This is a genomic window from Paenarthrobacter sp. NPDC089714, assembly GCF_044748905.1.
GTDB lineage: Bacteria > Actinomycetota > Actinomycetes > Actinomycetales > Micrococcaceae > Arthrobacter.
Genome location: NZ_JBIVGX010000008.1, coordinates 35364 through 59758, shown reverse-complemented (window position 1 = coordinate 59758; position 24395 = coordinate 35364). Strand labels below are relative to the sequence as shown.

At 60.9% G+C, this 24395-nt stretch carries 18 protein-coding genes; 1 reads left to right on the top strand and 17 read right to left on the bottom strand.

Features of this window, described 5'->3' with window-relative positions; genetic code table 11:
- Nucleotides 1–28: 28 nt before the first annotated feature.
- The 14 genes from ACIPY3_RS14670 to ACIPY3_RS14605 all read right to left on the bottom strand — a co-directional run bounded on the left by ACIPY3_RS14670 (nt 29) and on the right by ACIPY3_RS14605 (nt 17541).
- On the bottom strand, nt 29–856 hold the full coding sequence (locus ACIPY3_RS14670; protein ID WP_400335155.1) for an HpcH/HpaI aldolase/citrate lyase family protein: 828 nt from the start codon (nt 854–856) through the stop codon (nt 29–31).
- Nucleotides 853–2136, bottom strand: a complete 1284-nt coding sequence (locus tag ACIPY3_RS14665; RefSeq protein ID WP_400335153.1) for a methylaspartate ammonia-lyase — start codon at nt 2134–2136, stop codon at nt 853–855. The genes ACIPY3_RS14670 and ACIPY3_RS14665 overlap by 4 nt, the downstream gene beginning before the upstream one ends.
- Nucleotides 2133–3002 (bottom strand): MaoC family dehydratase N-terminal domain-containing protein, encoded by an 870-nt coding sequence (locus ACIPY3_RS14660; RefSeq protein WP_400335151.1) that lies wholly within the window; start codon nt 3000–3002, stop codon nt 2133–2135. The genes ACIPY3_RS14665 and ACIPY3_RS14660 overlap by 4 nt, the downstream gene beginning before the upstream one ends.
- 243 nt (nt 3003–3245) lie before the next feature.
- The gene (locus tag ACIPY3_RS14655) at nt 3246–4667 is read right to left on the bottom strand and encodes an aldehyde dehydrogenase family protein (RefSeq protein ID WP_400335150.1); all 1422 of its coding nucleotides are present in this window, start codon (nt 4665–4667) and stop codon (nt 3246–3248) included.
- 155 nt (nt 4668–4822) lie between these two features.
- A complete protein-coding gene (pdxS, locus tag ACIPY3_RS14650) occupies nt 4823–5719 on the bottom strand; it encodes a pyridoxal 5'-phosphate synthase lyase subunit PdxS (RefSeq protein WP_400335403.1) in 897 nt (298 codons plus the stop codon).
- A 482-nt stretch (nt 5720–6201) separates the two neighbouring features.
- On the bottom strand, nt 6202–7731 hold the full coding sequence (locus ACIPY3_RS14645; protein WP_400335148.1) for an amino acid permease: 1530 nt from the start codon (nt 7729–7731) through the stop codon (nt 6202–6204).
- Nucleotides 7732–9188: 1457 nt separating this feature from the next.
- Nucleotides 9189–10433, bottom strand: a complete 1245-nt coding sequence (locus tag ACIPY3_RS14640; RefSeq protein ID WP_400335146.1) for an alpha/beta fold hydrolase — start codon at nt 10431–10433, stop codon at nt 9189–9191.
- Nucleotides 10430–11251, bottom strand: coding sequence for an N-acyl homoserine lactonase family protein (locus ACIPY3_RS14635; protein WP_400335144.1), 822 nt, complete (start codon nt 11249–11251; stop codon nt 10430–10432). Before ACIPY3_RS14635 ends, ACIPY3_RS14640 begins: the two co-directional genes overlap by 4 nt.
- A gap of 31 nt (nt 11252–11282) precedes the next feature.
- A complete protein-coding gene (locus ACIPY3_RS14630) occupies nt 11283–11720 on the bottom strand; it encodes a carboxymuconolactone decarboxylase family protein (protein WP_400335142.1) in 438 nt (145 codons plus the stop codon).
- A gap of 367 nt (nt 11721–12087) precedes the next feature.
- Entirely contained in the window at nt 12088–12846 is a 759-nt protein-coding gene (locus ACIPY3_RS14625; protein WP_400335141.1) for an ABC transporter ATP-binding protein, read from the bottom strand.
- Nucleotides 12843–13751: an ABC transporter ATP-binding protein gene (locus tag ACIPY3_RS14620; RefSeq protein WP_400335139.1), complete on the bottom strand. Its 909-nt coding sequence runs from the start codon at nt 13749–13751 to the stop codon at nt 12843–12845. Before ACIPY3_RS14620 ends, ACIPY3_RS14625 begins: the two co-directional genes overlap by 4 nt.
- Nucleotides 13748–15082, bottom strand: a complete 1335-nt coding sequence (locus ACIPY3_RS14615; RefSeq protein WP_400335137.1) for a branched-chain amino acid ABC transporter permease — start codon at nt 15080–15082, stop codon at nt 13748–13750. The genes ACIPY3_RS14620 and ACIPY3_RS14615 overlap by 4 nt, the downstream gene beginning before the upstream one ends.
- Before the next feature lies 1 nt (nt 15083).
- Entirely contained in the window at nt 15084–16136 is a 1053-nt protein-coding gene (locus ACIPY3_RS14610; protein ID WP_400335135.1) for a branched-chain amino acid ABC transporter permease, read from the bottom strand.
- Nucleotides 16137–16275: 139 nt separating this feature from the next.
- On the bottom strand, nt 16276–17541 hold the full coding sequence (locus tag ACIPY3_RS14605) for a branched-chain amino acid ABC transporter substrate-binding protein (RefSeq protein ID WP_400335133.1): 1266 nt from the start codon (nt 17539–17541) through the stop codon (nt 16276–16278).
- 716 nt (nt 17542–18257) lie between these two features.
- On the opposite strand from ACIPY3_RS14605, the gene ACIPY3_RS14600 reads away from it, so the two are divergent.
- Nucleotides 18258–19049 carry a FadR/GntR family transcriptional regulator gene (locus ACIPY3_RS14600; protein ID WP_400335132.1) on the top strand — a complete coding sequence of 264 codons (792 nt, stop codon included), beginning with the start codon at nt 18258–18260 and terminating at the stop codon, nt 19047–19049.
- 562 nt (nt 19050–19611) lie between these two features.
- Here ACIPY3_RS14600 and ACIPY3_RS14595 read toward each other — a convergent pair.
- The 3 genes from ACIPY3_RS14595 to ACIPY3_RS14585 form a co-directional block, all read right to left on the bottom strand.
- Nucleotides 19612–20820 (bottom strand): CaiB/BaiF CoA transferase family protein, encoded by a 1209-nt coding sequence (locus ACIPY3_RS14595; protein WP_400335131.1) that lies wholly within the window; start codon nt 20818–20820, stop codon nt 19612–19614.
- A gap of 23 nt (nt 20821–20843) precedes the next feature.
- Complete coding sequence (locus ACIPY3_RS14590; RefSeq protein WP_400335130.1) at nt 20844–22268, bottom strand: aldehyde dehydrogenase family protein; 1425 nt, start codon at nt 22266–22268, stop codon at nt 20844–20846.
- An 817-nt stretch (nt 22269–23085) separates the two neighbouring features.
- Nucleotides 23086–24390, bottom strand: coding sequence for a M20/M25/M40 family metallo-hydrolase (locus ACIPY3_RS14585; protein WP_400335129.1), 1305 nt, complete (start codon nt 24388–24390; stop codon nt 23086–23088).
- Between the last annotated feature and the right edge of the window lie 5 nt (nt 24391–24395).

Sequence of the window (24395 nt, the reverse complement as noted above, 5' to 3'; positions counted from 1 at the left end):
CCAAGGCCGCCTTTGTAGTAGATGCTGCTTAAAGCTGCCGGGTGGCGGTAATGGAGCGTGCGCGGCGGAGGATGGCTTCATCGACCATGTTGCCGGCCGCGTCGCGGTAGGCGCCGTGGTTTTCTGTGGCAGCCGCGAGAACGCTGGAGGCCCAGTGGATTTCGTCCGGAGTCGGCGTGAAAACGTCGCTGGTGATGGTGACCTGTGCCGGATGGATACAGTCCCGGCCGGTGAAGCCCAACCGTTTGAGGTGATGGGTGGAGGCACGGAAGGCATCGTGGTTGGTGATCTCGGCGCTAACGGGCGCGGCGGGCTGGACCAGGCCTGCGTGCCTGCTGGCGATGACCAATAGGGACCGGGCGTAGAGGAGTTCGGTTTCCTCGGATCCCGGGCTGAGTCCGAGGTCGGCGGCGAGGTCCATTTCCCCGATGTGGAGTTGGAAAACGCCCGGCGCGGCGGCGATCTGATGGATATTTACCAGGGCTGTGGCGGACTCGATCATGGGCGCCAGCGATGTGGGGTGCCCCAGAGCGTGGAGCAGATCGTGGACTCCGGTGACGTCCGCGGGCGTGTCTGCCTTGGGCAGGAAGAAGCCAGTGAGGTGGCGGTGGCCGGCAAGGGTGCGCAATTCGTGTTCGCGGCGTGGTCCCGTATTTACCCGCACCCAGACGGGGGCCGGTGTTCCGGGGAGGGAATCCAGCCAGTTACTGACGGTTTCCAGCGCCTGGTCCTTGTTGTCCTCGGTCACGGCGTCTTCAAGGTCGGCGATGATCGCGCCGGCGCCCCGGTTGAAGGCTTTGGCGAGCCGGTCTGGCCGGTCGCCGGGAACATAGAGGTAACTGGTTGGTGGGATCACTGTGGCTGCTCCCCCGCGGCCTTTCGATAGGCGTCCAATCGCAAGGCGCGGTTCATTTCGTTGGTGACGATCATCAGGCCTTCGTCGAAGCCCATACCGGGCTTGGCGAGCATCTGGGTCACGCCGGTGGCGATGCCGATGTGGGTGGTGGTACGGGCAGAGCGGTCGGTTTCGGCGCAGGTGCCTCCCAGTATGGGCCCGACGCCGTGTGCGTGGCAGTCGAGGATGGCATCTACGGTGTGATGGATGGAGCCCAGGTCCGGGGTTTTGATCTGGATCAGATCGGTGGCGCCGGCCGTTGCGAAGCGGTGGACGTCATCGGCGGTGTTGGCCCACTCGTCGGCGATGAGCTGGACCCGGGAACCACGGGAGCGGAGCTCGCTGCGCAGCGCTGACATCATGCAGATTTGTTCATCACGGTTCGCAGCGTGGATGGGGTGTTCGATGCGCAGCTGGTGCGGTGCAGCGGCCATCTCCAGACGCTGAAGAATGTCAGCTGTCCCGAAGATGGTCCCGCCAGCTTCCAGACCGACCATGCCGTACACATCCAAATGCATGACCGGAAGATATGAATGGTCCGGGGTGATTTCCCGGACGCGATCCTTGATCCAGGTCACGTAGGTTGTCAGTGCCCGGCCGTTGGGACCAACGAGGTCGGGAGTGTTGATCAGGCCGTGGGGTATAACGGGCACTTGTTTGAGGATCATCTTGTCGACGTTGTCGTACCGGTCTTCGCCGGTTTGGCCGTAGACCGGCACAGCTGCCAGGTCTCCGGGCAGGTCCCATTCGTCTTTGATGACGCGGGCCATCAGGTGGTGGCCCGCGGTGTGGGCGGCGGCGTCGAGCAGGGCCTGGGAAACGCCGTAAGCTGCTGCCCGGCCGAGGCCTTCGATGCTGTTGATCGCGGCTTCGGTCTTTTCGGCGGCCGTGCGGAATGACGCGACTTCGAGCCCGTGCAGCAGCGGGCCGAGGCGGGTTTCGATGGCTTCGGCGAGCTCGGCGGCGTGGAAGCGCGGTTCGCGGCCGCCGACGCCGGAGTACTGGACGCTGGCGCAGTCTCCGGTAGCGACGTAACCGTCGTCGAGGACGAGCTGGATGGAGACGGACTCTGCCGGTTCGCGGACTGCGTTGTAGCCGGGCGTGAGGGTGGTTCCGTGATAGGCGGCGCCGTCGCGGCGGGCGCCGGCTTTGATGGCGGCTTGGTCATCGAAGAAGAATCCGCCGAATCCTGGGGATGCGATGACATCGACGATGGTGCGGATGGGCTGAGGTGTGGTCATGGCCGTCGTGCCTCCGGGGTCAGGACCGCCGTGGCGGTCATGGTTTGTGTTCCGTTGCTGAAGGCTGCGATTTCGGCAACTCCGGCCCCGCCGGAGCTGCGGTAGCGCAGCACCAGGGGGGCGTTGTCGAAAGCCGGGGCCGTGGAACGGAACGAGAAACTGGTGGGTCGGTGGTGGGGCAGTACCACGGATAGTGCGTCTGCGAGGAGGACCGCCTGCAGCGGCCCGTGGACCACGAGGCCTGGGTAGCCCTCGGTGTTGACCGCGTAGTCCCGGTCGTAATGGATGCGGTGGGCGTTGTAAGTCAGCGCCGAGAACCGGAACAACAAAGCCGGGTCGATGTCCACCGTCCGACCCCATTCCCATCCGGTGTCCTGATCGGTGATGGCGGCCGTGCGTTGGGTTCCTCCCCCGGTCTTGCCCGGGAGGGGGGCCGGGTGTTTGTAGACAATGTCGTTGCGATCGCTGAGCTCACCAGTTGCGCTGGAGACTCCGTGCTCGACGGTAACGAACATGAGTTCACCGGACCGTCCGGACTTGTGTTGGACATCCGTCACGGTCGATTTGCGGGTCAGCGGGTCACCGATCCGCGGTGGCTTGGTGACCGTGACGTGCCCGCCGGCATACATGCGCTGCCTGCCACCGCTGGGCGGGAGGAACGTCCCAGTGACTGGGTGCCCGTCGGGGCCGAGATCAGATTGGCGGGCCTGGGGAAGGAAAGCCAACCAATGCCACAGCAGGGGCAGTGGGTCGCCCAACCTCGGTGCGTTCCCGCCGGTATCGAGCAGATCATGTAGCGCAGTCGCCGCAGCTACGCTCACTACGTCCCGGCGTTCAACGGTGGTGGGAAGCCACTGGTCAGTCACGGAACCACCACCGGCGCGGGAAGCTTAGCAAGTGCCCCGGATACGTGGGATGGTTCAGTCGCGGCCGAACCCATCTCCGCCAGCTCGGGCCACGGGGCCCTGCCCGAGGGCGTGGCGCGGTGAGGGGCTTGGGATTGTGAGCCACAGTCTTCTGTCGTGCCGTGTGGACGGCACTCAATGGAGAGGATCGTAATTCTTGCCTCGGGAAATGTCACAGTTGTTCTCCTGTACTGCCGCGGCGGCCTAGGCGGTTTCGCTCACGAGGCGAAGGTGGGTGAACGCCAGAATGCCTTCCAGACCGCCCTCGTAGCCGGAGCCGCTGTTGCCGAGGCCACCGAGCGGAACATCCGGCAGGGACGGAGCAAGCTGATTAACGCCGATGTTGGAGGCGTTCAGTTTCCTGGTTACGACGTTCTGAACGGCCAAGGAGTCAGTGAAGAGATATGCGGCGAATGAGTATGGTGCGGCATTGGCCAGCGTGATGGCCTCGTCAAGAGTGGAGAAAGGTATCACTGCACAAAGCGGACCAAAGGGCTCCTCAGTCATGATCCGTGCGGTTGACGGGACACCGGATAGCACGGTGGGCTGAAAGAAGAATCCTTCCCGGCTCAGGGTTTCTCCGCCGGTCTCGACGGTGGCACCTTTTTCGCGAGCGTCCTGCACCAGGTTCACGAGGGCCTCCACGCGACCTTGATGTGCCACCGCACCCAGGGTTGTACCGTCCTCGTTGCCATGGCCCAGTTTGTAGGACTCCGCCTTTTCCACAAGGGCGTCGACGAAGTCCCGGTACAGGCTGGAATGGACGAAATACCGGCTGGGAGCGACACAGGACTGTCCCGCGGACCCGAACTGGGCCGGTGCCGTCGTGGCAATAACCTGCTCGACGTCGGCATCCTTCCAAACGATCACTGGTGCGTGCCCGCCCAGTTCCAGGACGGGGCGGATGAGGTTTGGTGCGGCCAGGGCCGCGAGTTGCTTACCCACTTGGGTGGATCCGGTAAAGGTCAGTGCCTTGACTTTCGGAGATGCGAGGATCCGCTGTGTCACAGCGGCAGCATCGCCGAAAACAAGATTGATCACACCTGCTGGTACGCCGGCGTCGATGAAAACATCCAGCAGCAGCCGGGCTGTGGCAGGGCAGAATTCAGACGCCTTGAGTACCACTGTGCACCCGGCAGCCAAAGCAGCGCCGACCTTGCGGGTGATCAGGACGGCCGGGAAATTCCAGGCCGTGATTGCTGCTACGACACCCAGAGGTGTGGGAACGGAACGCCGGGTACTGCCCTCGACGTTGCCCGGATAGACCGCGCCGTGGATTCGACCGGCCTGCTCGCCGTTCCACGTCAGCGTGTCGATGGCACGAAGGATCTCGCCATGGGCGTCGACCTTGGTCTTGCCCGTTTCGAGCAGGATGGTGGCGGTTGCTTCATCGGCACGTGCGGCCAGGATCGCAGCAGCTTTCCTCAGCATTGCACCGCGGGCGCTGGGCAATGTGGAGCTCCAGGCCCGGAACGCCGTATCGGCGGCGTTGACGGCATCATCGATCTGCTGGGGACTCGCCAATGAAACCACACCCAGTACGGCCCCGTTGCCAGGATCAATATTGGGCAAGGTTCCGGCACCGCCAGGAGCCCAGGATCCACCAATATGCAGATCTGAGCTCATGTTGGGTGCAGGTGCCGGCTGTACCGCAGGTTTTGGTTGCACGCGTGCAGTGAGCGCAACCGGGTGTGGGTAAAGAGCGGATGAGCGCGGCTTCGAATGCAGCGCGATCGTCCCGGCACCGGTGTATCGTGACCTGGACTTCATGACTGTTCCTTCTACCAGCCGCGTTCGGCGAGGCGGTGGGGTTGCGGGATGTCGTCGACGTTGATGCCGACCATCGCTTCGCCGAGGCCGCGCGAGACCTTGGCGATGACGTCCGGATCGTCATGGAAGGTGGTGGCCTTGACCACGGCGGCGGCGCGCTGGGCGGGGTTGCCGGACTTGAAGATCCCGGACCCGACGAACACGCCGTCAGCGCCGAGCTGCATCATCATCGCAGCATCAGCAGGGGTGGCGATGCCACCGGCGGTGAACAGCACCACCGGAAGCTTGCCCGTGGCAGCGACTTCCTTGACGAGTTCGTACGGGGCCTGCAGCTCCTTGGCAGCCACATACAGTTCGTCCTCGGGCAGCGAGGAGAGCTTGGCGATCTCGGCACGGATCTTGCGCATGTGCCCGGTCGCATTCGACACATCTCCGGTACCGGCTTCACCCTTGGAACGGATCATCGCCGCACCTTCGTTGATGCGGCGCAAAGCCTCACCGAGGTTGGTGGCGCCACAGACGAACGGGACGGTGAAGTTCCACTTGTCGATGTGGTTGATGTAGTCCGCCGGGGTCAGGACCTCGGACTCGTCAATGTAATCAACACCGAGTGACTGCAGGACCTGGGCTTCGACGAAGTGGCCGATGCGGGCCTTGGCCATCACCGGGATGGACACCGCGGCGATGATCGCATCGATCATGTCCGGATCGGACATGCGGGACACGCCGCCCTGGGCGCGGATATCGGCCGGGACGCGCTCAAGGGCCATGACGGCAACGGCACCGGCATCCTCGGCAATGCGGGCCTGCTCGACGTTAACGACGTCCATGATGACGCCGCCCTTGAGCATCTCCGCCATCCCCCGCTTAACACGGCTGCTACCGGTTTCCGGGCGCGCGAGCTCGATTTCGCTGGAACGTCGGTGGTCTTCGTTGACGCTAAACACGGGAACTCCTGTTTGGGATGTATGTGCGGGGCACCCTCGCCTGCGGGTTACCGCTGCGGGTGCTGACTTGAGAAGGCGAATTGGCGGACGCCAGGCTCCGACGAGCGGTAGTACCGTCGGCTGGATCAGCTGGAGGCGCCTTGTCGATGCCTCCTGGAACCACCCTCAAGCTCGATGCCTCGGGCCGGGTGCCATGTCTAGCTTCGGGAAATGCGCGCCGCCGGCGATCAAGGACCACTGACTTCCTATTCATGATTCATAATACATCGTATCTATTTTGATGGGAAGAGGCTTCCAAACCACGACCGTCGAGGACCGGGCCCCTGCAGTCATCGATCTGGGCGGTACGCGGCATCCATCATGTAGGTAGTGTCGGCGAGTGAGGCCATCGCCATTCCTAAGATGTCGAGGAATCCGATCCCGCCCACGAATCAATGAACGTATTAGTTGTCGGTAAGGGACCGGCTGTCCTCGCCTGTCGGGTGTTCAACCAATCGGTTTCGTTCCTTGGCCAGTTCCAGGATCCGTCCCTTGCAGGCGAACCATCCAATGACCAGAAGCGGAACGGCCACCACAAGGGAGCCGACGGTGATTGAGCCAGCCGGATAGTCCAAAGCAATCATGACCAGGATTCCAACCAGGAAAATCAGAACCATGTACGAGGTGTAGGGTGCGCCGAACATTCGGTAGGACGGCCGCTGCACCAGTCCCTTCTTGGACCAGGCGACAAGCCGCATTTGGCAAAGGATGATGGTGCCCCAGCTGCAGAGAATGCACAATGTCGTAAAGTTCAGCACGATTTCAAAGGCTTGGTTGGGCACTGCGGCATTGAGGACCACGCCAAGCAGTGTTACCACGGCGGTAATGGCAATACCGCCGTAAGGGACGCCCGCCTTGCTTATGCGGCCCGCGAAGCGAGGTGCCGAGCCGGATGCTGACATGGAGTGCAGGATACGCCCCACGGAATACATGCCGGCATTAAGCGAAGACATCGCGGAGGTCAGCACCACGAGATTCATGATCGCGTCCGCGCCGTCCCAGCCAATGGAGCCAAAGAAGGTGACGAAGGGGCTGACCCCTGCCGAGTATGCCGTGTACGGCAGAAGCAGGCTAAGGAGCAGGACGGATCCCACATAGAAGACGACGATCCGGAAGATGACGGCGTTGATTGACTTTGAAATGATCTTTGCGGGGTTCTTGGTCTCACCTGCGGTGGTGCCGATAAGTTCGGCACCTGCGTAGGCGAAGACGACGCCCTGGATCATGATGATCGCCGGCAGTACGCCGTTGGGGAACCAGCCTCCGTTGTCCTGGATCAGCGTGAACCCGGCGGCATGTCCCTGGACTGGTGTCCCGAAGATGACGAACAAGACGCCCACGACGAGGAATCCGACCAGAGCGATGACCTTGATCAGCGCGAACCAGAACTCCAGTTCACCGAAGACCTTCACCGACACCAGATTCAGCGCAAGCACAATCAGCAAAGCGCCCAGCGCAAACACCCACTGCGGCACTGCGCTGATGGGCTCCCAGTACCGGCTGAAGAAGTTCATGTAGAGGGCGACCGCTGTGACGTCGGCGATGGCGGTCATCGCCCATGAAAACCAATATAACCAGCCTGAAACAAAGGCCATCTTCTCGCCGTAGAACTCTCTGGCGTACGAGACGAATGACCCGGAAGTAGGGCGGTGGAGGATCAGTTCTCCGAGAGCACGAAGGATGAGGAAAACAACAAACCCGCAGACGGCGTACAAGAGTGCCAATGAAGGACCGGCTCCAAGCAGGCGACCGCCGGCGCCCATGAACAACCCTGTGCCGATGGCGCCGCCCAGTGCCATCATCTGGATTTGGCGAGGCTTGAGGCTCTTCTTGAAGCCGTTGTCTTCCTGTGGAAGGGCGCTTGCAGCGGCTATGGATTTTCGGCCATCTTCGGGCGAGCCGGCGTCCTGTTGAGCTGATAGTGGGGTTGTCATGACATGAATCCTTCGATGCGTGAGGGGCCCGGCCCGCCCTGTCGGGATGAAGATGCGACCGCGAGGGCGTCGCGGGCCCCGAGGCGATCACCCTGGGTTTACCTGTGCCTTTGGCCGCCGGGCCGTGAGGACAGCCACAAGCATCCAGGGGTGGATGAACTGTGCAGTTGTCGGAGATCAAATAGCTTGCGGAAAGTCCGCCCGCTCAGGAGTGGAGGCTAGTCAAGCGGCCGCTGTATGCAACAACCGACACCGAGGACGCCACACCCTTGTACGTCAATGTCGCAGCCCCACTCCAATAGTTAAACAATCGCTCTGGTTGAACTTACATTTGGAAGAAACGAGCAGTATTTGTGGTGCAAACCACAGTGCACTGCGTGCTCTATCTTACATTCATCCATTCTTAGGTCAAGTTATGGTGATACATATTACTTTAGTCGATCGACGTCAGGATTCACATCCCTACATGATATGTATCATTGTAAATGTGATTGCGGTTACATGCAGGCCGGAGGCCCGACCATGCCGCATCGGGACCTTCCCGTCGACAGATCAGGAGAGAGTTCATGACGGAACATAAGGCTGAATACCTTCCGGGGTCGAATGCTCTTGATGCCAGACAGGGCCGGGAAGTTGATTCCACCGGAGCCAGACGATGAGCCCGTTCTTTCCCTCTCCCCTGCCGCCGATGGACAACTGGTTGAAATCGGAAGAAAGACTTCGTGCCTGGAAAACTCTCACCCCTGGATCCCGTGTCCGGGTGCTGCAGCCACGTCAGCTCGCCGAGACCGGAACCATTGAACGCATGACCCCAAGGTGCGACGTCATCTGGATCAGGTATGACAGCTCATCGCGCAGCCACGTCTTCCACCACGGTGATGATGTGGAACTGGAAGCCCAGACGGGGCATGGGTCAGAAATATTAGTAATGGCCTTCTCGGCCACCACCACTGCCCCTGGGAGGCCCTTGGCAAGTCTCCTGCGCGGGTGGTCCTGCTTCGCTCGCAGGGGAACGTCGTAGACCGGTTCAAGGGTCACAATGGGACTAAGTATGTGGGGCCGAGGCGTTAAGCCAGCAGTTCTCCCGTCAGCCCGCGGGCAGTACAGCCGATACCTGGCCGCCGGAACTCGGTCCCGGCCACCCGGAGCTCCCTCGACGGCCTGCCGGCTGGCACGGCGAGCTCATCCATCGCTGTCTCGTGAATCAGTCATCCACTGACTGATGTCAATGACTGGAAGAGGTCGTCGGCAGGTCCAGTCCCTTAGTGCCGTCAGGGCGCATCCGGACAGCAGGCTTATCGCCTGCTAACGCTTAAATGCCGCGTGGGCGCCCAGCTTTCGATGGCTGAGCACCCACGGCGGCCCGAGCTTGCGTTGCCGACGGTCAGGCGGAAGTCACATCCCGAGGCCCCAAAAGTGCCCTGTTGCTAACGGCACTTGCTGATGAAACGACGTGCTTATCGCCCAGACATTTCTGCAAGGGCTTCGAGGATCAACGGTCGGATCAGCCCGTAGTTTTCGGCCACGGGGAAGTGCCCGATGTCTTCGAGGATGCCGCCCTTTATCCCTGAGTTCTCTTTGAGGGTGAGCCGGGTGTCCTCCGGTGTGCAGGCATGGTCGTATTCTCCGGTCCACAAGTACACGGGGCACGCCTCGGTGTCGATTTCACTAATTCTTCCCCGGAGGTCGGAGTCCTCGGAGTAGAAGTAGGTGTCGCCGCGGTACATGCCCGGGCCGCCCTGGGCGTATTGCCACCACACTGCGCGCTTTGCATGTTCCGGACTCTGGGGCGCCATCAGACCATAAGTCCAGGATGGGATGGACTGGTGGGCGTTGACATCTGCATGCAATGACCAATCCGCAAAACGGCCCGTGACCTTTGCTGCCCCAGAAAAGCCGATGACGCCGGTGAACTCGTCCGCGTGCTCCAGCGCCAAATGCAGTACCAGGGAACCGGCCATCGAGCAGCCAACCACCATCGGGGTATCGAGGTTGAGCGCCTTACAGAATGCCCGCACCGTCTCGATGTACAGCGACCGGGTCAGCCGGTACTCGCGAAGCCACCACTTGCCGGCCGGCATGCTCTTGCCATGACCCGGCAGGTCGAACGCGATCACCCGGTACTTGCTGGTAAGCTCCGGATCCGCCAACATCTCGTGATACTGGCGAGAGTCTGACCCTGCCGTGTGAAGACAGACGACAGCCGGACCCTGTCCGGCTGATTCGTAGTAAATCGTCTGTCGTTCTCCGTTGATCTCACACGTCACGTAGCGCCCCACCGGACCGTCCTGGAGGTCTATCGGCCCATTGCTGACGGCAGCGCGTGCGTTGCCGGCCTCTCCTTCGAGCCCCTCACGCGCGGCCGCGCACCACCGGTTAAGCGTACGAAGGTGCCGGATGACGGTCTCGAGTTCGCTGTCAAGAGTGAACGTGCCGCTGTACTTGTTCAGGGCCAGGAGGCCGTTGTACTGCGGGCGGGGGAAGCGCTGGAGCAGCCCTGCCCAGTCCGCAAGACTTCCGCTCAGGGATACTTCTTCACTGTCGTGCTCCGGCTTCCCCAGATCCACCGCGAGATGCTCGCCGTCGATGTTGAATACCAGGCGAACTGGTGAGAAATGGGCCAAGAGTCTAAGTTCCTGGTCTTCCTCAAGGTGAAGCTCTCCGAGCCGGTGGATAAGTTGCTGGGCAGTTTCAAAGCTCATGCTGCCTCCTTAGGTGAAAGTACGACGGCGAATGGGGCGCGTTCGGCGTCAACGGGCGGATATTTGGTCGCAACAACGGGATCGTGACCGGTAACTACGTCGACGTAGGTGCCCGACTCCAGCCTGCTCTCGATCATGTCGAATACTTCGAAACCCGTCGGCAGGTCCGTCATTGAGCAGAACGGCATCCGCTTCTCAAGGGTGTCGTTGAAGTGGACCGCGTCGGAGGTGAGCAGCAGGACTCCGTCCCGCGTGTCGATCTCGACAATCGATTGCCCGGGTGAGTGCCCGCCAACCTCGAGGACCCGGACACCGGGGACGGGTTCTGCCACGCCACTGAAATAGCGCAGCCGACCTTCGGATTCCAGGATGTCCAGGTCCCTGCCGGCCTCAGGATCGAAGTAGGCAGAGAAGAGTTTGTTCTTGGCCAGATCGCTGTTCCAGAACTCGCGCTCGGACTTTGCAAGAACGAACTCAGCGTTGGGGAAGTCCAACAGGTTGCCGGCATGATCCCAATGAAGGTGGGTCATGATAACGAGCCGGATGTCTTTCGCGTCGACCCCCAGGGTCTCCAGGGCGGCTACAGGATGGCGGTTCATCTGCCGCTTACGACGCTCGCCGCCCTCGGGGTAGAACCCCGTGTCGACCAGAATCGGGCCCTGCTCATGTTCGATAAGCCAGAAGTAGTACGTCGTGTGCTGCTCGCCATCCGGCTGACCATAGAGCTGGTAGCTCATGTGCACCTCGCTCTTGAGCGATTCACGCAGGCCGAACTCAATCGCAATTACACGGCGGACCGGGGAGTGAGATTCACTCATCTCAACTTCTCCTCCATCTTGGTCGTTACTTTCAGCCGTTCGATCCGCTGCCGCCGTCGTGGGCCTGCACGCTGGGCTCCAGGCCCTCGGCGCCAACGACTTCCTTCCATGCGTCGAAGCCAGTCTGGAACGCGACAACGCCCGCTTCAGGAATTGCGATTTCGATTGCTTCGAGAATTTCCTGAGGGCTCAATCCGAGGTCGAGTGCCACGCGGATGTGGGACTGGATCTGCCCCTTGGATGCCCGCATGACCGTCAGCGAAACAATGAAGATCAGTTCCTTCGTCTTGCGGTCAAGCAGTCGTTGGTTAAGGTAAGCGGCTGAAACGATTCCGTTGGCCGCCTTAAGAACTTCAAAGTCATGCAGCGCCATCACTTTGTGGTAGTCCAGCACGTAGCCGCGCTTTGCGACCATGTCGTCAACATAGGCCTTTGCTTCAGGGTGAATTTCAGTAGTGTGTCCAGACATTTTCTGCTCCTCAATGCTTATGGGCTTCAGTTCGGGGTGGTTCCTTGGCTGTACTGCCGGTTCCGTTCCGTGGAACGTATGTCGTTCACTGCGCGAGACGGTGGTTCCGACCAGCGGAGGTCCCGAACTCCAAAGATCGCTTCATCATACATAATAGATAGTACCTATTTTTGGTGCTGTTTCAAGGCTTGTCACGCTGTCGCATGAGCAGCTTGATCCCGTCTTCCTGTTCCTCCCCAGGCAAACCAGGCGGGGGCCTCTGTTTCAATGGCCGACGAAGCGCGCGTCTGACCTGGTCGGTATGAATGGAGCTCGGGGCTGCCGACGGCGAGGGCCGGTTGCGTTCGACCCTCGCCGTTTTGTGACGTCAGTGGCCGCCGAGATAAGCCGCCGTTACCGCTGGCTCGTAAAGGAGGATGTTGGCATCGCCTTGGACGTTGAGCCTCCCGGACTCCATGACGTAGGCGTAGTCGGCTATTTCGAGGGCTGCGACGGCGTTCTGTTCGACGAGCAGGACGGTTACCCCTTGGTCGCGGATCCTTTCGATGGTCTCGAAGATAACGTCCACCAAGACCGGGGCCAGACCCATGGAGGGTTCGTCGAGCAGGAGCAGGGTGGGGTTGCCCAGCAGTGCTCGGGCAACGGCCAGCATCTGCTGCTCACCGCCTGACATTGTGCCGGCTTTCTGGTTGATGCGTTCACGGAGGCGGGGAAAGAGCTCCAGTACGCGTTCTCGGTCCTCATTGATCGCGGTAGTGTCGTTGCGCGTGTATGCTCCGAGGTCGAGGTTCTCCATGACGGTCATTTTCTGAAAGATCTTCCGTCCTTCAGGTGAGTGGCACACGCCGAGTTTGACGACGTCGTGGCCCGGAATACCGTTGATCTTCTTGCCTTGGAAGATCACTTCGCCTTGTCGGGGACGGAGGAGGCCGGAGATGGTGCGTAGTGTGGTTGACTTGCCTGCCCCGTTGGAGCCAATGAGCGTGACGATTTCTCCGGCATAGACGGTCATCGAGAGGTCCTGCACCGCAGCAATGTTTCCGTAGTAGACAGAGAGTTCTTTGAGGTCGAGAACGACGTCTTTGCCTTGTCCCCGCTGCTTCGTGGGGTCAACGAGTGTGCTCATGCTGGTTTGCTCCTTTTGCCTTCGCGGGTGCCGGTTTTACCCAGGTAGGCTTCGATGACGTTCTGGTTGTTCCTGATGTCGTCGGGGGTGCCCTCTGCGATTTTTGCTCCGCGGTCGAGCACCGTGATTCGTTCGCTGATCTTCATGATGACGCTCATGTCGTGCTCAATGAGCAGCACCGATATTCCGCGCTCGTCCCGGACCTTGTAGACAAACTCGTTGAAATTGGCTGATTCTTGCGGGTTCATACCGGCAGTCGGCTCATCGAGCAGAAGGACTTTGGGTTGCAATGCCATGGCCCTGGCGATTTCCAGGCGCCGCTGGTCGCCGTAGGACAGGTTCCGTGCCAGTTCACCTTCCGCGTGCGGGATTCCCACGTACTGTAGGAGCTCGCGTGCAGTGTCCCGGGCTTGCTTTTCCTCGCGGCGCTGCTGGGGCAGGCGGAGCACCGTGGAGAAAACCCCTGCTTTGAGGTGCGGATGCATTGCCACCATGATGTTTTCTTCAGCGGTCATCAGGTTGAACAGGCGGATGTTCTGAAAGGTGCGCGCAAGGCCGATTGACGCCCGAATGTGCGGTTTGGTGAGGGTGATGTCCTTGCCGTCCAGGAACACGGATCCGTGGGTGGCCCGATAGAGTCCGGTGATCACATTGAAGAAGGTCGTCTTTCCGGCACCGTTAGGACCGATCAGACTCACGATTGACCGGGGCGGGATGGAGAACGAGACGTCGTCGATTGCGACCAGGCCGCCGAACTTTATTGAGATGTGATCGGCGTACAGCACGTTCTCGGTGATGGGTCCGCCCGTGCCAGGCAGGGCAGCAGTGACAGTGCCGGAGTCGGCAGCGCCCAAAACCGCTGGCCTCTCCCCGAGTTGTGTTCCGTCAGGCAGCGACTGGCTCATCGGCCCTCTTCCTTCGTTGTGTGGCCGCGGTCGTGGCCGGGCTCATCTGCCAACGCCGGGCTGACTGCTACGGCGGAGGCGGCGATCTTGGCGTCAGCCTCGGGGTCGGAGTGAACTATCGCCTTGGTTTCGGCCTCGGCTTCCAGGCTCTCGGCACCAAGGTCTTCGGCTTCGGTCCGGCTCGGTGTGCTCAGCAAGGCTTTCGTCCGCTGCTCGGGCAGCAGACCTTCGCGCCTGAACAGCATCATCAAGACCAACAGCAGGCCAAGGATCATGTAGTTGTAGCGGGGAAGCACTGCGGCGAGCTCGGTGCCGAACCACGTGTCGATCTGAACTCCAATTTGCTTGAGCCCGTTGCCGTTCAGCCATGCCAGAAGGAAGGCACCGACGGTGACTCCCCAGACGTTGCCCATGCCGCCGAGCACCACCATCAGCAGGACCAGAACGGATTTGCCGAAGTCGAAGCCTGACGGGGAGACCGCGGTAGTAATGGCAGCTGCATTGGCAACGCCGCCGATTCCGCCGAAGATCGCCCCAACTGCATACGCGAGCAGCTTTACCCGCACCAAGGGGACACCCATCATGGAGGCGGCCAGCTCGTCTTCGCGCAGCGCCAGCCATGCCCTGCCGAGGCGTCCCTCACGGATCCGCAGCGAGACAAAGATGCACAATGCGACCAGGAGGCCGAGAACAAGGATTTTCCAGGTGTTGCCCGATGCAGAGTTGGTCAACAGATCCGGTGCGATATTGAGAGCGCCAAGGGGGCCGGTGCCAATGGGATCGATTGAGGTGATTCCTGAATCGCCATTGGCGATGTTCACGCCGGCGATGTCGTTGGAGTTCCGGAAGAACTGGGTGATCACTTCACCAAAGCCCAGGGTGACCAGGGCAAGGTAGTCCCCACGCAGACGCAGCGTCGGGGCACCGATAATCAGACCGAGGATGGCACAGACCACGCCCGCGACGAGCAAGACCAACCAGAAATTGATATGTGTACCCGGGGCGGAGTCAGGCACCGGTGAAAACAAATGGAAGTCCCATTGCCAGTTGAAGGGGTAGGCCATGAGCCAGCCGGCCGTGTAGCCGCCGACCGCCCAGAAGGCTACGTAACCCAGATCCAACAGGCCGGCGTAACCGACAACGATGTTCAAGCCAAGTGCCATGATCGCCCACATCAGGCATTCGTTGATGGTTGCGACGGGCAGCCAAGCGATGACTGGAGCCGAGGCCGATCTTCCAAGAGCAGGCAGGATCGCCTGATAGAGCAGGAAGAGGAACACGATGGAGACGCCGTAGCCAACCGGCCATCTGTACCTTTGCAGTGATTTCATGTCACACCTTCTCCGTCGTCGGGCGGCCGAAGATGCCCTCGGGCTTGAAGACCATCAGCACAATGAGAATGAGGAACACCACAGACTGGGACCAGTTCGAGCCCAGCCCATACGCCCCGCCTTCGTTGAGCGCCTGGATAATGCCAATAGACAGGGCACCCACCACGGCGCCCGTCAGGTTGCCAATGCCGCCAAGTACGGCGGCTGTGAAGGCGATCAGACCCAGCTGGGTGCCTGTGTCGTAGTAGGTCTGTGTCTGGCACAGGAAGTACAGGACGGCTGCGGCTCCGGCCAGGCCGCCTCCGAGGGCGAAGGTAAACGAAATCGTCCGGTTGACATTGATACCCATCAACCTGGCGCCGTCCTGGTCCTGGGCCACGGCGCGCATGGCCTTGCCCATCTTGGTCTTCGTCACGATGTAGGACATGGCCAGCAAAAGGGGAACGGTCACGATAACGACCATGAGCAGCTTGTACAGCGACACCCCTTCGATAAGGGGGCCATGCCAGATAATCGGCCAGTTCTTTTGGGCCGATCCGTTGATGTAGTCCTGCTGGGCGATTCCTCGGAAGAGAAAGGAGAGTCCGACGGCTGTCATCAGTGGGGCGAGCTTGGGTGCTGAACGGAGGCGCCTGTACGCGATGAACTCGGCCGAGACATTGATCAAACTGCCGAAGGCGATACACACGATGAGCGCCACAACGAGCGGGATGATCGTTGCCAGGGTGATGTCAGTGACACCCATGACGCCGACCAGCAGGCCCGCGGAGACGATCGTTGCCAGCATGAACAGATCACCGTGGGCGAAGTTGATCAGTTCGATGATGCCGTAAACCATGGTGTATCCGAGGGCGACCAGTGCGTACAGCAGCCCGTTCTGAAGCCCCACCAGTAGGGACCCGAGGAACCGCTCAGGATCTGCGACTAGATTCGCTACCACCCAGATCCCTCCTGCTGCGACGATGACCGCTCCGAGTGCCCGGGTCACCAGCGGGCTGATCAAGGCCGCTCTTCGGCGTTTGACGGCTCCCAGTGTCGTGGATGCTATGGACATGGGGACTTTCCTCTTCTTCTAACAAAGTTGGTAAGGGGCGGCCGCGATTTATCGCGTCACCAGGTGTGCCGGAGGCAGAGTGGAGCTTTGATGAGAGATGTTGCCGGGCCCCGGAAGCTGGGGCCCGGCAACATGTGGGTCACTGGACGGATTGCGTTTTCACGAATGTTTCCTGACCGCCCTTGACGACCTCGACGGTGATGTCGCGGGCCGTGGTGTCACCGGTCTGAGGGTCGATCTTGATCTCCCGCCCGGTCACTGACTGGTCTGCCGGGATCGTGATTCCGTCACCGTTGAATACGGCGTCATTGACGCTCTTGCGAGTGCCGTCGGACTTGGCGATCGCGGCGAGAATGACCTGTACAGCAGCGACGCCGTAAAGCGGGTAGGCACCTTCCGGGTCCTTGCCGTACTTGGCCTTATAGGCCTCCAGGAGCTTGGCCCCGGATCCACCGTCCTTAACCAGCTGCTCCTGGGTCAATCCAGCGAAGGTAACGTTCAATCCTTCGGACTGTGGGAGTTTCAGCAGGTCAGGGAAGCCGCTGAACCCGTCGGGAGCCATCAGCTTGACCGCTCCCTCGTTGCCGCCCAGCACGGCGACCTTGTCCTTAACAAGCTGGCCACCGTTATTTTCGTACGTGCCGCCGAGGTACACCATGTCGGCCCCCGAGGCCTTCACCGACTGGAAGAGAGCGGTGTAATTCGGCTGCTTCACGTCCCATGACTGCTGCCCGACGATTTCGATACCGAGTTTGGTGGCTGCCTCGGCAAACGACTTGGCCACGCCCAGACCGTACGTCTGGTTGTCATTGAGTACGAAGGCCTTCTTGACCTTCAGTTCGTTGAAGGCGAAGGTGGCGGCCGCCTGGCCCTGGTAGTCATCCGTGGTCGCGATCCTGGCGAAGTTGCGAGTTCCGGTCGGGTAATACTTGGTCGGCTCACCAGTCTCCCACGCCTTGGTCAGACCAGGATTCGTGTTGGAGTGGCTGACGATCAGCATCGAATCTTGATTCAGTGTCGGAACTTCGATCTTCGTGCAGCCCGAGTTGAACGTGCCCATGACGGCGACTTCGTCAGTGTTGGAGACATGATCTGTTGCGTTCTTGGCACAAGCGGCATCGTCCCAGCCACCCTTCGCCGCCGTTGAGTCATCGTAGGTCTTGAGGGTGATCTCGTAGTCGCCTGCCTTGTTGCCGATCTGGTCAAGGTAAAGCCGGATCAAGTTGTTCGTCGATTCGCTGTTGGTGGCGCTCGTTCCCTGCAGGGGCAGGTCGGTCGAGATCGTCAGCTTCTTGCTACCCGCATCGCCACCTCCCGCGCCGCCGGCATTTCCGCCACAGGCCGTGAGCGCCAGCGTCGCCGCGATACCTATGGCAGTTGCGCGGGCCAGTGATCCTCTTGCCATCGCTTCTCCTTCTCTCTGGAAGCACGTTCTGCGCACCATGCGCAAAGTGATTGATGTTCAGGCGAATGCACCGCGGTAATGCAGCACATCCGAGACGTCTCACAGCGGGTCTATGTCCGGGAGACTTCCGGGCCGGCCGCCTCTACGGTGCCCGCCGGGGCGTCCTCTTCGTCGGCCGCTTCCGCGGACCCACACCTTCCGCGATGGGGTGCGGAGAGTTTGTGAGAACCGTCACATCAAACATGATTAATAATACATACCATCAATCGGCTGGCAATGGTTTTCTCGTGATCTCGTCACAAACATGTTCTTTTGACCCCGAAGGGCCTTCTCGCCAGGCAGATGCGCCTGTGCTTGTTACTTCACCGCGTCAGATTTTCCTGCAACTAGGGGTAGGCGATGGGCGCGAGTGACAGTTGCTGCCGAAGGTTCGATTCGCCCAGTAGGCTGGCGGCCCGGCCCTGTGCCCTGAATCCAATCCGTATCCCGAAGGCCATCCCGGCGCGCTACGCTCCCGAAGCGGGCGGTCGGAGCTAGAGTAAAGTTGGCGGAACGCCTGGGCTTCGCGGTGGCGCCACTCGTTCGCCCTGGCTGGACAAGTCCACCAATTTACGCCGCGCCCCAGGATGTATCTTCGTAGGTGCTATCCACAGCCATGGCACACCGGTGCTAGCATTAGATACTAGATATGATGTATCTAGATGAAGGGACGGCCCATGCCAACCGCTGATATCGCACGAGAGCAATGGAGCAGTATCGCCAGCCAGGTCGGTGTTCTCAAGAGCGATCGCGTTGTCGCGGTGTTGGAGCAACAAATCCTAAGTGGCGCACTCCCGACGGGCACTGTGCTGCCCAAGGAAACGGATCTGTGTGAATCTCTCGGAGTGAGCCGCACTGTTCTGCGCGATGCCGTGCGGGCCTTGGTTGCCCGGGGTCTGTTGTCTGTGCGCCAAGGCCGCGGGACCGTCGTAACGGAGCCTAGTGATGACGCCTTTGCTGGCGCCATGGTGGCCCTGCTTGCACGATCCAATCTCTCCACCCGCGAAGTCATGGAGTCGCGCGAGATGTTGGAGACCCTCATCGTCGGAATCGCTGCTGAGACTGGCACTGAGGACGACTGGGCCCGCCTCCAAAAAGCCTACGATGCGCTGAGTGACGCCGTAGCCCAAGGCGACACCGATGCCGCAAGCCAGGCGCACGCCGATTTCCATATCGGCATCCTCGAGGCGACCCACCGGCCCGCATTGGCACTCATGCTCTCCCCCATGAACAAAATCGCGGTTCTGACTGGCTTGGCGTCAGTTCGGACGGGTTCGATGAGCGGCGACTGGGAACTCGAGGCGCATTTGCCCATACTTGAGGCCCTGCGCAACAAGGACCCTGAGGGGGCGCGGAAGGCCATGCGGGACCACTTCATCGCGTCGACCCGCCCGGCCGATTACCAGGAATTTCTCGATCAGTCGTTCGCTGCGACGCACTTCAGCCAGAACCCATCTGTCGTCGCCTGACGGGCGACCCAACCGCGGCATTAGGCGGCTGATGCAGCGCGGACAGCTCCGCCGCATCCGGCTGGGTGATGGTTGTCTTGAGTGCCGCGCAAGAGAATCATTTGCCTGCTTCGCCGGTCGCCGATGACCGGGGTGATCTTCTACCGCGAGCTGGAGTTCGGGGGTTCTGAGGGCACCGGATTTCCGACCTGCGGCGTCGAATCTGCTCCAACACCATACCGCTGCCATCGACACCGGTGTTCATCATGGTCAACTCATCACGAGCGCGGTGGCCGCTTCATCTAGCACCCTGCTGAGGCGACAGTTGATTACACACCGGGAGGGACGACATGGCGGTCGGCCAAACGAAACGAACAGCCGGGACGGCCACCTTCCCTCCGCCGGAATGCAGCTGCGAGGTGCCCAGCAGGCTTCGCGGCAAACCGTTCGCCCCAAAGACGGGAACCGGTCATGACGGTTGTGGCCGGGTCAGGTCACCCTGCCCAGCCACAGTCGTCAATCTATTAGTCGCGGACCGCGTCGGATGGACCCGCTTCTTGCCGGCTCCGACGCGGTCCGTGCCCTACGAGCCGGTCGTACCGAAGGCTCCGGCCGCCGCGGCGGCGGCGTATTCATCTGCGCCGACACCTACGAGTTCTGCAAGCACGGAACGGGTATGCTCGCCGCGTTGGGGTGCACGTGTTGGCTTGCGGGTTTCCGTTCCGGCTTTTACCGGCGAAGCGATGGTCCGAACAGTGCCATAACGCGGATGCTCAGCCTCGACGATCATGCCCCGCGCTTCGGTCTGAGGATCCCTGAACGCCTGTTCCACACTGTTCACCTCCCCCACTGGCACGCCCGCAGCCTTGAGAGAGTTAACCCAATGCTCTACAGGCTTCGTCAGGAAGATCCCATCCAGGATGGCGAGAAGCGCTTCCGAGTTGCGTTGCCGGTCGGAGAGTGACTTGAAGTCCGGGTTTTCAGCGAGATCGGGACGCCCAATTGTCTCCGCAACGCGTGTCCAGAATTTCGGCTTCGCGGCGGCTATGACGAACCAGCCATCGGATGCCTGAAATGCCTGGAACGGAACGACGGACGGGTGCGCGGAGTGCCGGGTTCGTTGGGGCTGGAACCCGGCATTAAGGTGCCACACTCCGGGATAGGTCAACATCGCGATTCCTGTGTCAAAAAGGCTGACATCACAGTCCATGCCCACGCCGTCGCGCTTCGCTGCCCATAACCCTGACATAAGTGCCAACGCCGCGACGTACCCGGCCGAGAAGTCCACGATGGACAGTCCCGATTTGGTCGGTGGTCCGTCGGGCTCGCCGGTTATGTCCATCCATCCGGTGAGACCTTGAATGACGTAGTCGTAACCGGGTTCCTTCTTCCGAGGGCCGGTCATGCCGTAGCCGCTCAGGGAGCAACAAACGATGGCCGGGTTCAGGTGTTTCAGCTGCTCGTAGGTAATCCCGATCTTCTCCGGTACGTCCCCTCGCATGTTCGAGTAAACCGCGTCGCTTTCCCTGACAAGCCTGGAGAAAATATCTCGGCCGGCCTCACTGTTAAGGTCGAGGCTGATGGATTTCTTGCCACGGTTGAACGACTCGAAGAACAGCGAGTCTTCCTCTTCAAAGTACGGGGGGATATATCGTCCTATGTCACCTCGAATCGAAGGGTCTTCGATCTTGATGACCTCGGCACCGAGATCTGCGAGATGCGATGAACCGAAGGGCCCTGCGCCGTATTGCTCAAGCGAGAGGATCCGGATTCCTTCCAGGGGTAGCACCACGGCGTAGGTACCTTTCTGCTCGGTTAGTTGGCTGTCTGGCTGACAAGGCGGAGCTGAGTGAAGGACAAGATGCCTTCGAGTCCACCTTCATAGCCGACACCGCTGTTGCCCAGTCCACCCAGCGGGACGTCCGGCAGAGACGGGGCCAGCTGGTTGATGCCGATGTTTGACACGTTGAGTTCTGTGGTGACTCGATCGCGGACGGCCATGGAGTCTGTGAAGAGGTATCCGGTGAAGGAGTACGGGTTCGAGTTGGCCAAACGCAGCGCTTCGTCGATGTCCTTGACCGGGATCACTGCGGCGATTGGACCGAATGGCTCCTCAGTAAGGACCTCCGCGTCCTCGGGAACATCGGCCAGAACGGTGGGTTCGAAGAAGAAGCCGTCGCGTTCCACTTGCTTGCCGCCGGTCACAAGGCGGGCCCCCTTCGCCACGGCGTCCTCGGCGAGGCGCACCAAAGCGTTAACACGGCCCTGATGGGCAACGGCACCAAGTGTCACGCCGTCCTCGTTTCCGTGTCCGATCACATAAGACTGGGCCTGCTTCGCCAAGGCCTCGACAAAGTCCGAGTAGAGGCTCTCGTGAACGTAGTAGCGGCTCGGCGCGACGCAGGACTGACCGGCGCTGCCGAACTTGGCACCCGAGGTAGTGGCGATCACCTTGGCGACGTCGGCGTCTTCCCAAACGATGACGGGGGCATGTCCGCCCAGTTCGAGCACGTGACGGGTCAGTGTCGGGGCGGCCTGTTCGGCGAGTACCTTGCCGACGTGCGTTGAGCCCGTGAAGCTCAGGATCTTGACCTCAGGCGAGGCAAGGAGTTGCTGGCTCAGAGCGGCGGGATCTCCGAATACCAGGTTGATCACGCCAGCGGGCACGCCCGCTTCTACGAAAATCTCGACAACGAGACGCGCGGTGGCGGGAGTGTATTCCGCGGCTTTCAGCACGACGGTGCAGCCGGCAGCCAAGGCTGCGCCCAACTTGCGCGATGCGAGTACTGCAGGGAAGTTCCAGGCATTGATGAGGGCCGCGACACCCAGCGGAACGGGGGTCGAGTAGCGTCGGCTACCGACGGCGATGCCTGGGAAACTCTTGCCTTGGACCCGACCGGCGGCCTCACCATTCCAGCGGAGGGTGTCAATAGAGCGTTGGATCTCGCCACGCGCATCGGCCTGTGTCTTACCAGTCTCAAGCAGCAACGTGGCTGCAGCTTCGTCGATACGCTCGCTGAGGAGTTGGGAAGCACGCTTGATAATTTCGCCGCGCGCGGACGGAAGCATCGTGCTCCACGACGTAAACGCCGTCTGGGCCGCAGCGATGGCCTGGGCTACCTGGTCAGCCGTTGCGAGGGATACCTGCCCCACAACGGAGCCGTTTCCGGGGTCGACGTTGTCGAGGGTGCCGGCTTCGCCGACAACCCAGGCACCGTTAATGAAAAGATCAGCGCTCATGCGCGGTTCGACATTTGACATTGTGTTTTCCGTTCTGTTTTGAAGGTAAAAATCGAGGAGGCCACTGTTCCAGGCGGTCGCCTCCTCATGGTCGGTGGGGCGAGAGGCAAACAGCTCGACCCAGCCTCCGGTGCGATCCCAGTTATCTCCGCGACCCGCTGTCAATCGGGGCCGCAGGTGCCCGCTATGCCCGACCAGCGGCCTTGCCACGCAACCTGCATTGGACACTCCCTTCAACCACGTGACGACCCGCCGGAGCCTGGCGGGGAGCCCCGTGGCGGTGTCCTCGAACGTCGGTTGATTTGATCGGCATTACTTGGTGTAAATCGTCGAGGCGTCGGGATAACAATCCGTTTGACCTACAGACAAAATCATAGGTGTTACGTATGATGATTTCAATGCCAAGGGTTAACCTGAGAGGAGCTTGGATGCTTCAGATCGGAAAAGATCCCGTCTCCGTTTTACGCCGGCGCCGGGGCTTAGGCCGGGGCTGCCGGCGACAAGCCACGCCGGACCCCAACGACCACAAACAGCAGCCCTACGCCCTCAGAAGCCCGACGGGGATCCAGACGCTGACAATCAACGCTTCATGTGCCCGCCCACCGTTGCAAAGGAAACCAATGCCTACGCTGTACCCCACCCGCACAGAAGAGTCTCTCGCCTTACTTGAAGCTGAGGATGTATGCGATGGCACCTATCCGGCAGGGTGCCACTATTGCACGGGACCCGAAACAGATTAGGTGCCGTGAGCGGACCTGACTGGAAACCGGGGTATGGCGCGGCTAGACGCTTCGGGTGGATATCCGGACAAAGTCCGCTACACGCGTCGGAGGAAATCCGAAAGCACACCGACACCAAAGGTCAATGACTCAATTGGGACCCGCTCGTCGACGTTGTGGAACATATCCGCGAAGTTGAACTCGGCCGGCAGCAACATCGGAGCAAATCCGTACCCATTGATGCCCATCTGGGAGAACATTTTGTTGTCGGTGCCGGCAGGGAGTATGTATGGAAGAACGAGCGCATCGGGATCCTTTGCCCGAATCGATGCCGTCATGGCCTCCATCACGGATCCGGTAGCCGGCGAGCTGACTCCGGGGAGGTTGGTGACCACCTCGACTTCGATATCGGCTCCGACCAACCGCCGGACCTCCGCTATGGCCTCGAGTTCCCCGCCTGGCAAGGCACGAACGTCCACTAGTGCTTCTGCAACTGCGGGCACGACATTTTGCTTCATGCCGGCACGGAGCACCGTCGTGTTTGCTGTCACGCTCAGACCACCCTCAATGAACCCGGACGCATGTCCAAGCGAGGCTAGGGCCTCTTGAGGACTTAGCGTTTCAGGAGCCCCTAACTGTGTGCGGATGGCAGTGATGAGCACGTCTGTTGCCTCAATCATCTGAACCGGCCAGGAATGAGCCGATAGACGGGCGACGGCTTCAGCGAGTCGTGCTATGGCTGTTCTGCCATAGGCGCGGGAACCATGACCCGCAGGACCTCTCGCGATGAGGCGGAGCCACGTGAGACTCTTTTCCCCCGTCTGAACCAAGTAGGCGCGGCGCCCTCCAACATCCACCGAGTACCCGCCAACCTCACCGACGGCAGCGATCGCACCAGCGAAGAGCTCCGGCTTGGAATCAACGAGATACTGTGCACCAAGGCGGCCTCTGTCCTCTTCGTCTGCAAGGAACGCCAGGATCACGTCGCGTTGAGGCTGCTCCCCCTCCACGAGCATCTCATGCGTCGACGCGAGAATCATGGCGACCATATTCTTCATGTCAACAGCCCCACGACCCCACAGGCAGCCGTCAGCGATGACGCCCCCATAGGGGTCGTGCGTCCATCCCGCATCGTCAGCAGGAACGACGTCAAGATGTCCATGAAGGAGGAGCGGCGGGAGACTGCCGTCCTTCCCGGGGATTCGGCTCACGAGTGACGTGCGCCCTGCTTCGGGAGAAAACGATGTTGATGAGAGCCCCATCTGGGTCAGCCGCGACTCCACATACTGGGCGGCGATTTCTTCCCCACGTGATTCTCCGTTGCCGAAGTTGGTAGTGTCGATTTGAATCAGGTCTCGTGCGATTGTGGCTACAGAGGACAGTTCTTTAACACCGTTGTTCACCACGA

Coding starts and splice junctions, on each gene's coding strand:
- ACIPY3_RS14665 (WP_400335153.1), bottom strand. CDS start 2,136: ATGACCACACCTCAGCCCATCCGCACCATCGTCGATGTCATCGCATCC.
- ACIPY3_RS14655 (WP_400335150.1), bottom strand. CDS start 4,667: ATGAGCTCAGATCTGCATATTGGTGGATCCTGGGCTCCTGGCGGTGCC.
- ACIPY3_RS14645 (WP_400335148.1), bottom strand. CDS start 7,731: ATGACAACCCCACTATCAGCTCAACAGGACGCCGGCTCGCCCGAAGAT.
- ACIPY3_RS14640 (WP_400335146.1), bottom strand. CDS start 10,433: ATGAGCTTTGAAACTGCCCAGCAACTTATCCACCGGCTCGGAGAGCTT.
- ACIPY3_RS14635 (WP_400335144.1), bottom strand. CDS start 11,251: ATGAGTGAATCTCACTCCCCGGTCCGCCGTGTAATTGCGATTGAGTTC.
- ACIPY3_RS14630 (WP_400335142.1), bottom strand. CDS start 11,720: ATGTCTGGACACACTACTGAAATTCACCCTGAAGCAAAGGCCTATGTT.
- ACIPY3_RS14625 (WP_400335141.1), bottom strand. CDS start 12,846: ATGAGCACACTCGTTGACCCCACGAAGCAGCGGGGACAAGGCAAAGAC.
- ACIPY3_RS14620 (WP_400335139.1), bottom strand. CDS start 13,751: ATGAGCCAGTCGCTGCCTGACGGAACACAACTCGGGGAGAGGCCAGCG.
- ACIPY3_RS14615 (WP_400335137.1), bottom strand. CDS start 15,082: ATGAAATCACTGCAAAGGTACAGATGGCCGGTTGGCTACGGCGTCTCC.
- ACIPY3_RS14610 (WP_400335135.1), bottom strand. CDS start 16,136: ATGTCCATAGCATCCACGACACTGGGAGCCGTCAAACGCCGAAGAGCG.
- ACIPY3_RS14605 (WP_400335133.1), bottom strand. CDS start 17,541: ATGGCAAGAGGATCACTGGCCCGCGCAACTGCCATAGGTATCGCGGCG.
- ACIPY3_RS14600 (WP_400335132.1), top strand. CDS start 18,258: ATGCCAACCGCTGATATCGCACGAGAGCAATGGAGCAGTATCGCCAGC.
- ACIPY3_RS14590 (WP_400335130.1), bottom strand. CDS start 22,268: ATGAGCGCTGATCTTTTCATTAACGGTGCCTGGGTTGTCGGCGAAGCC.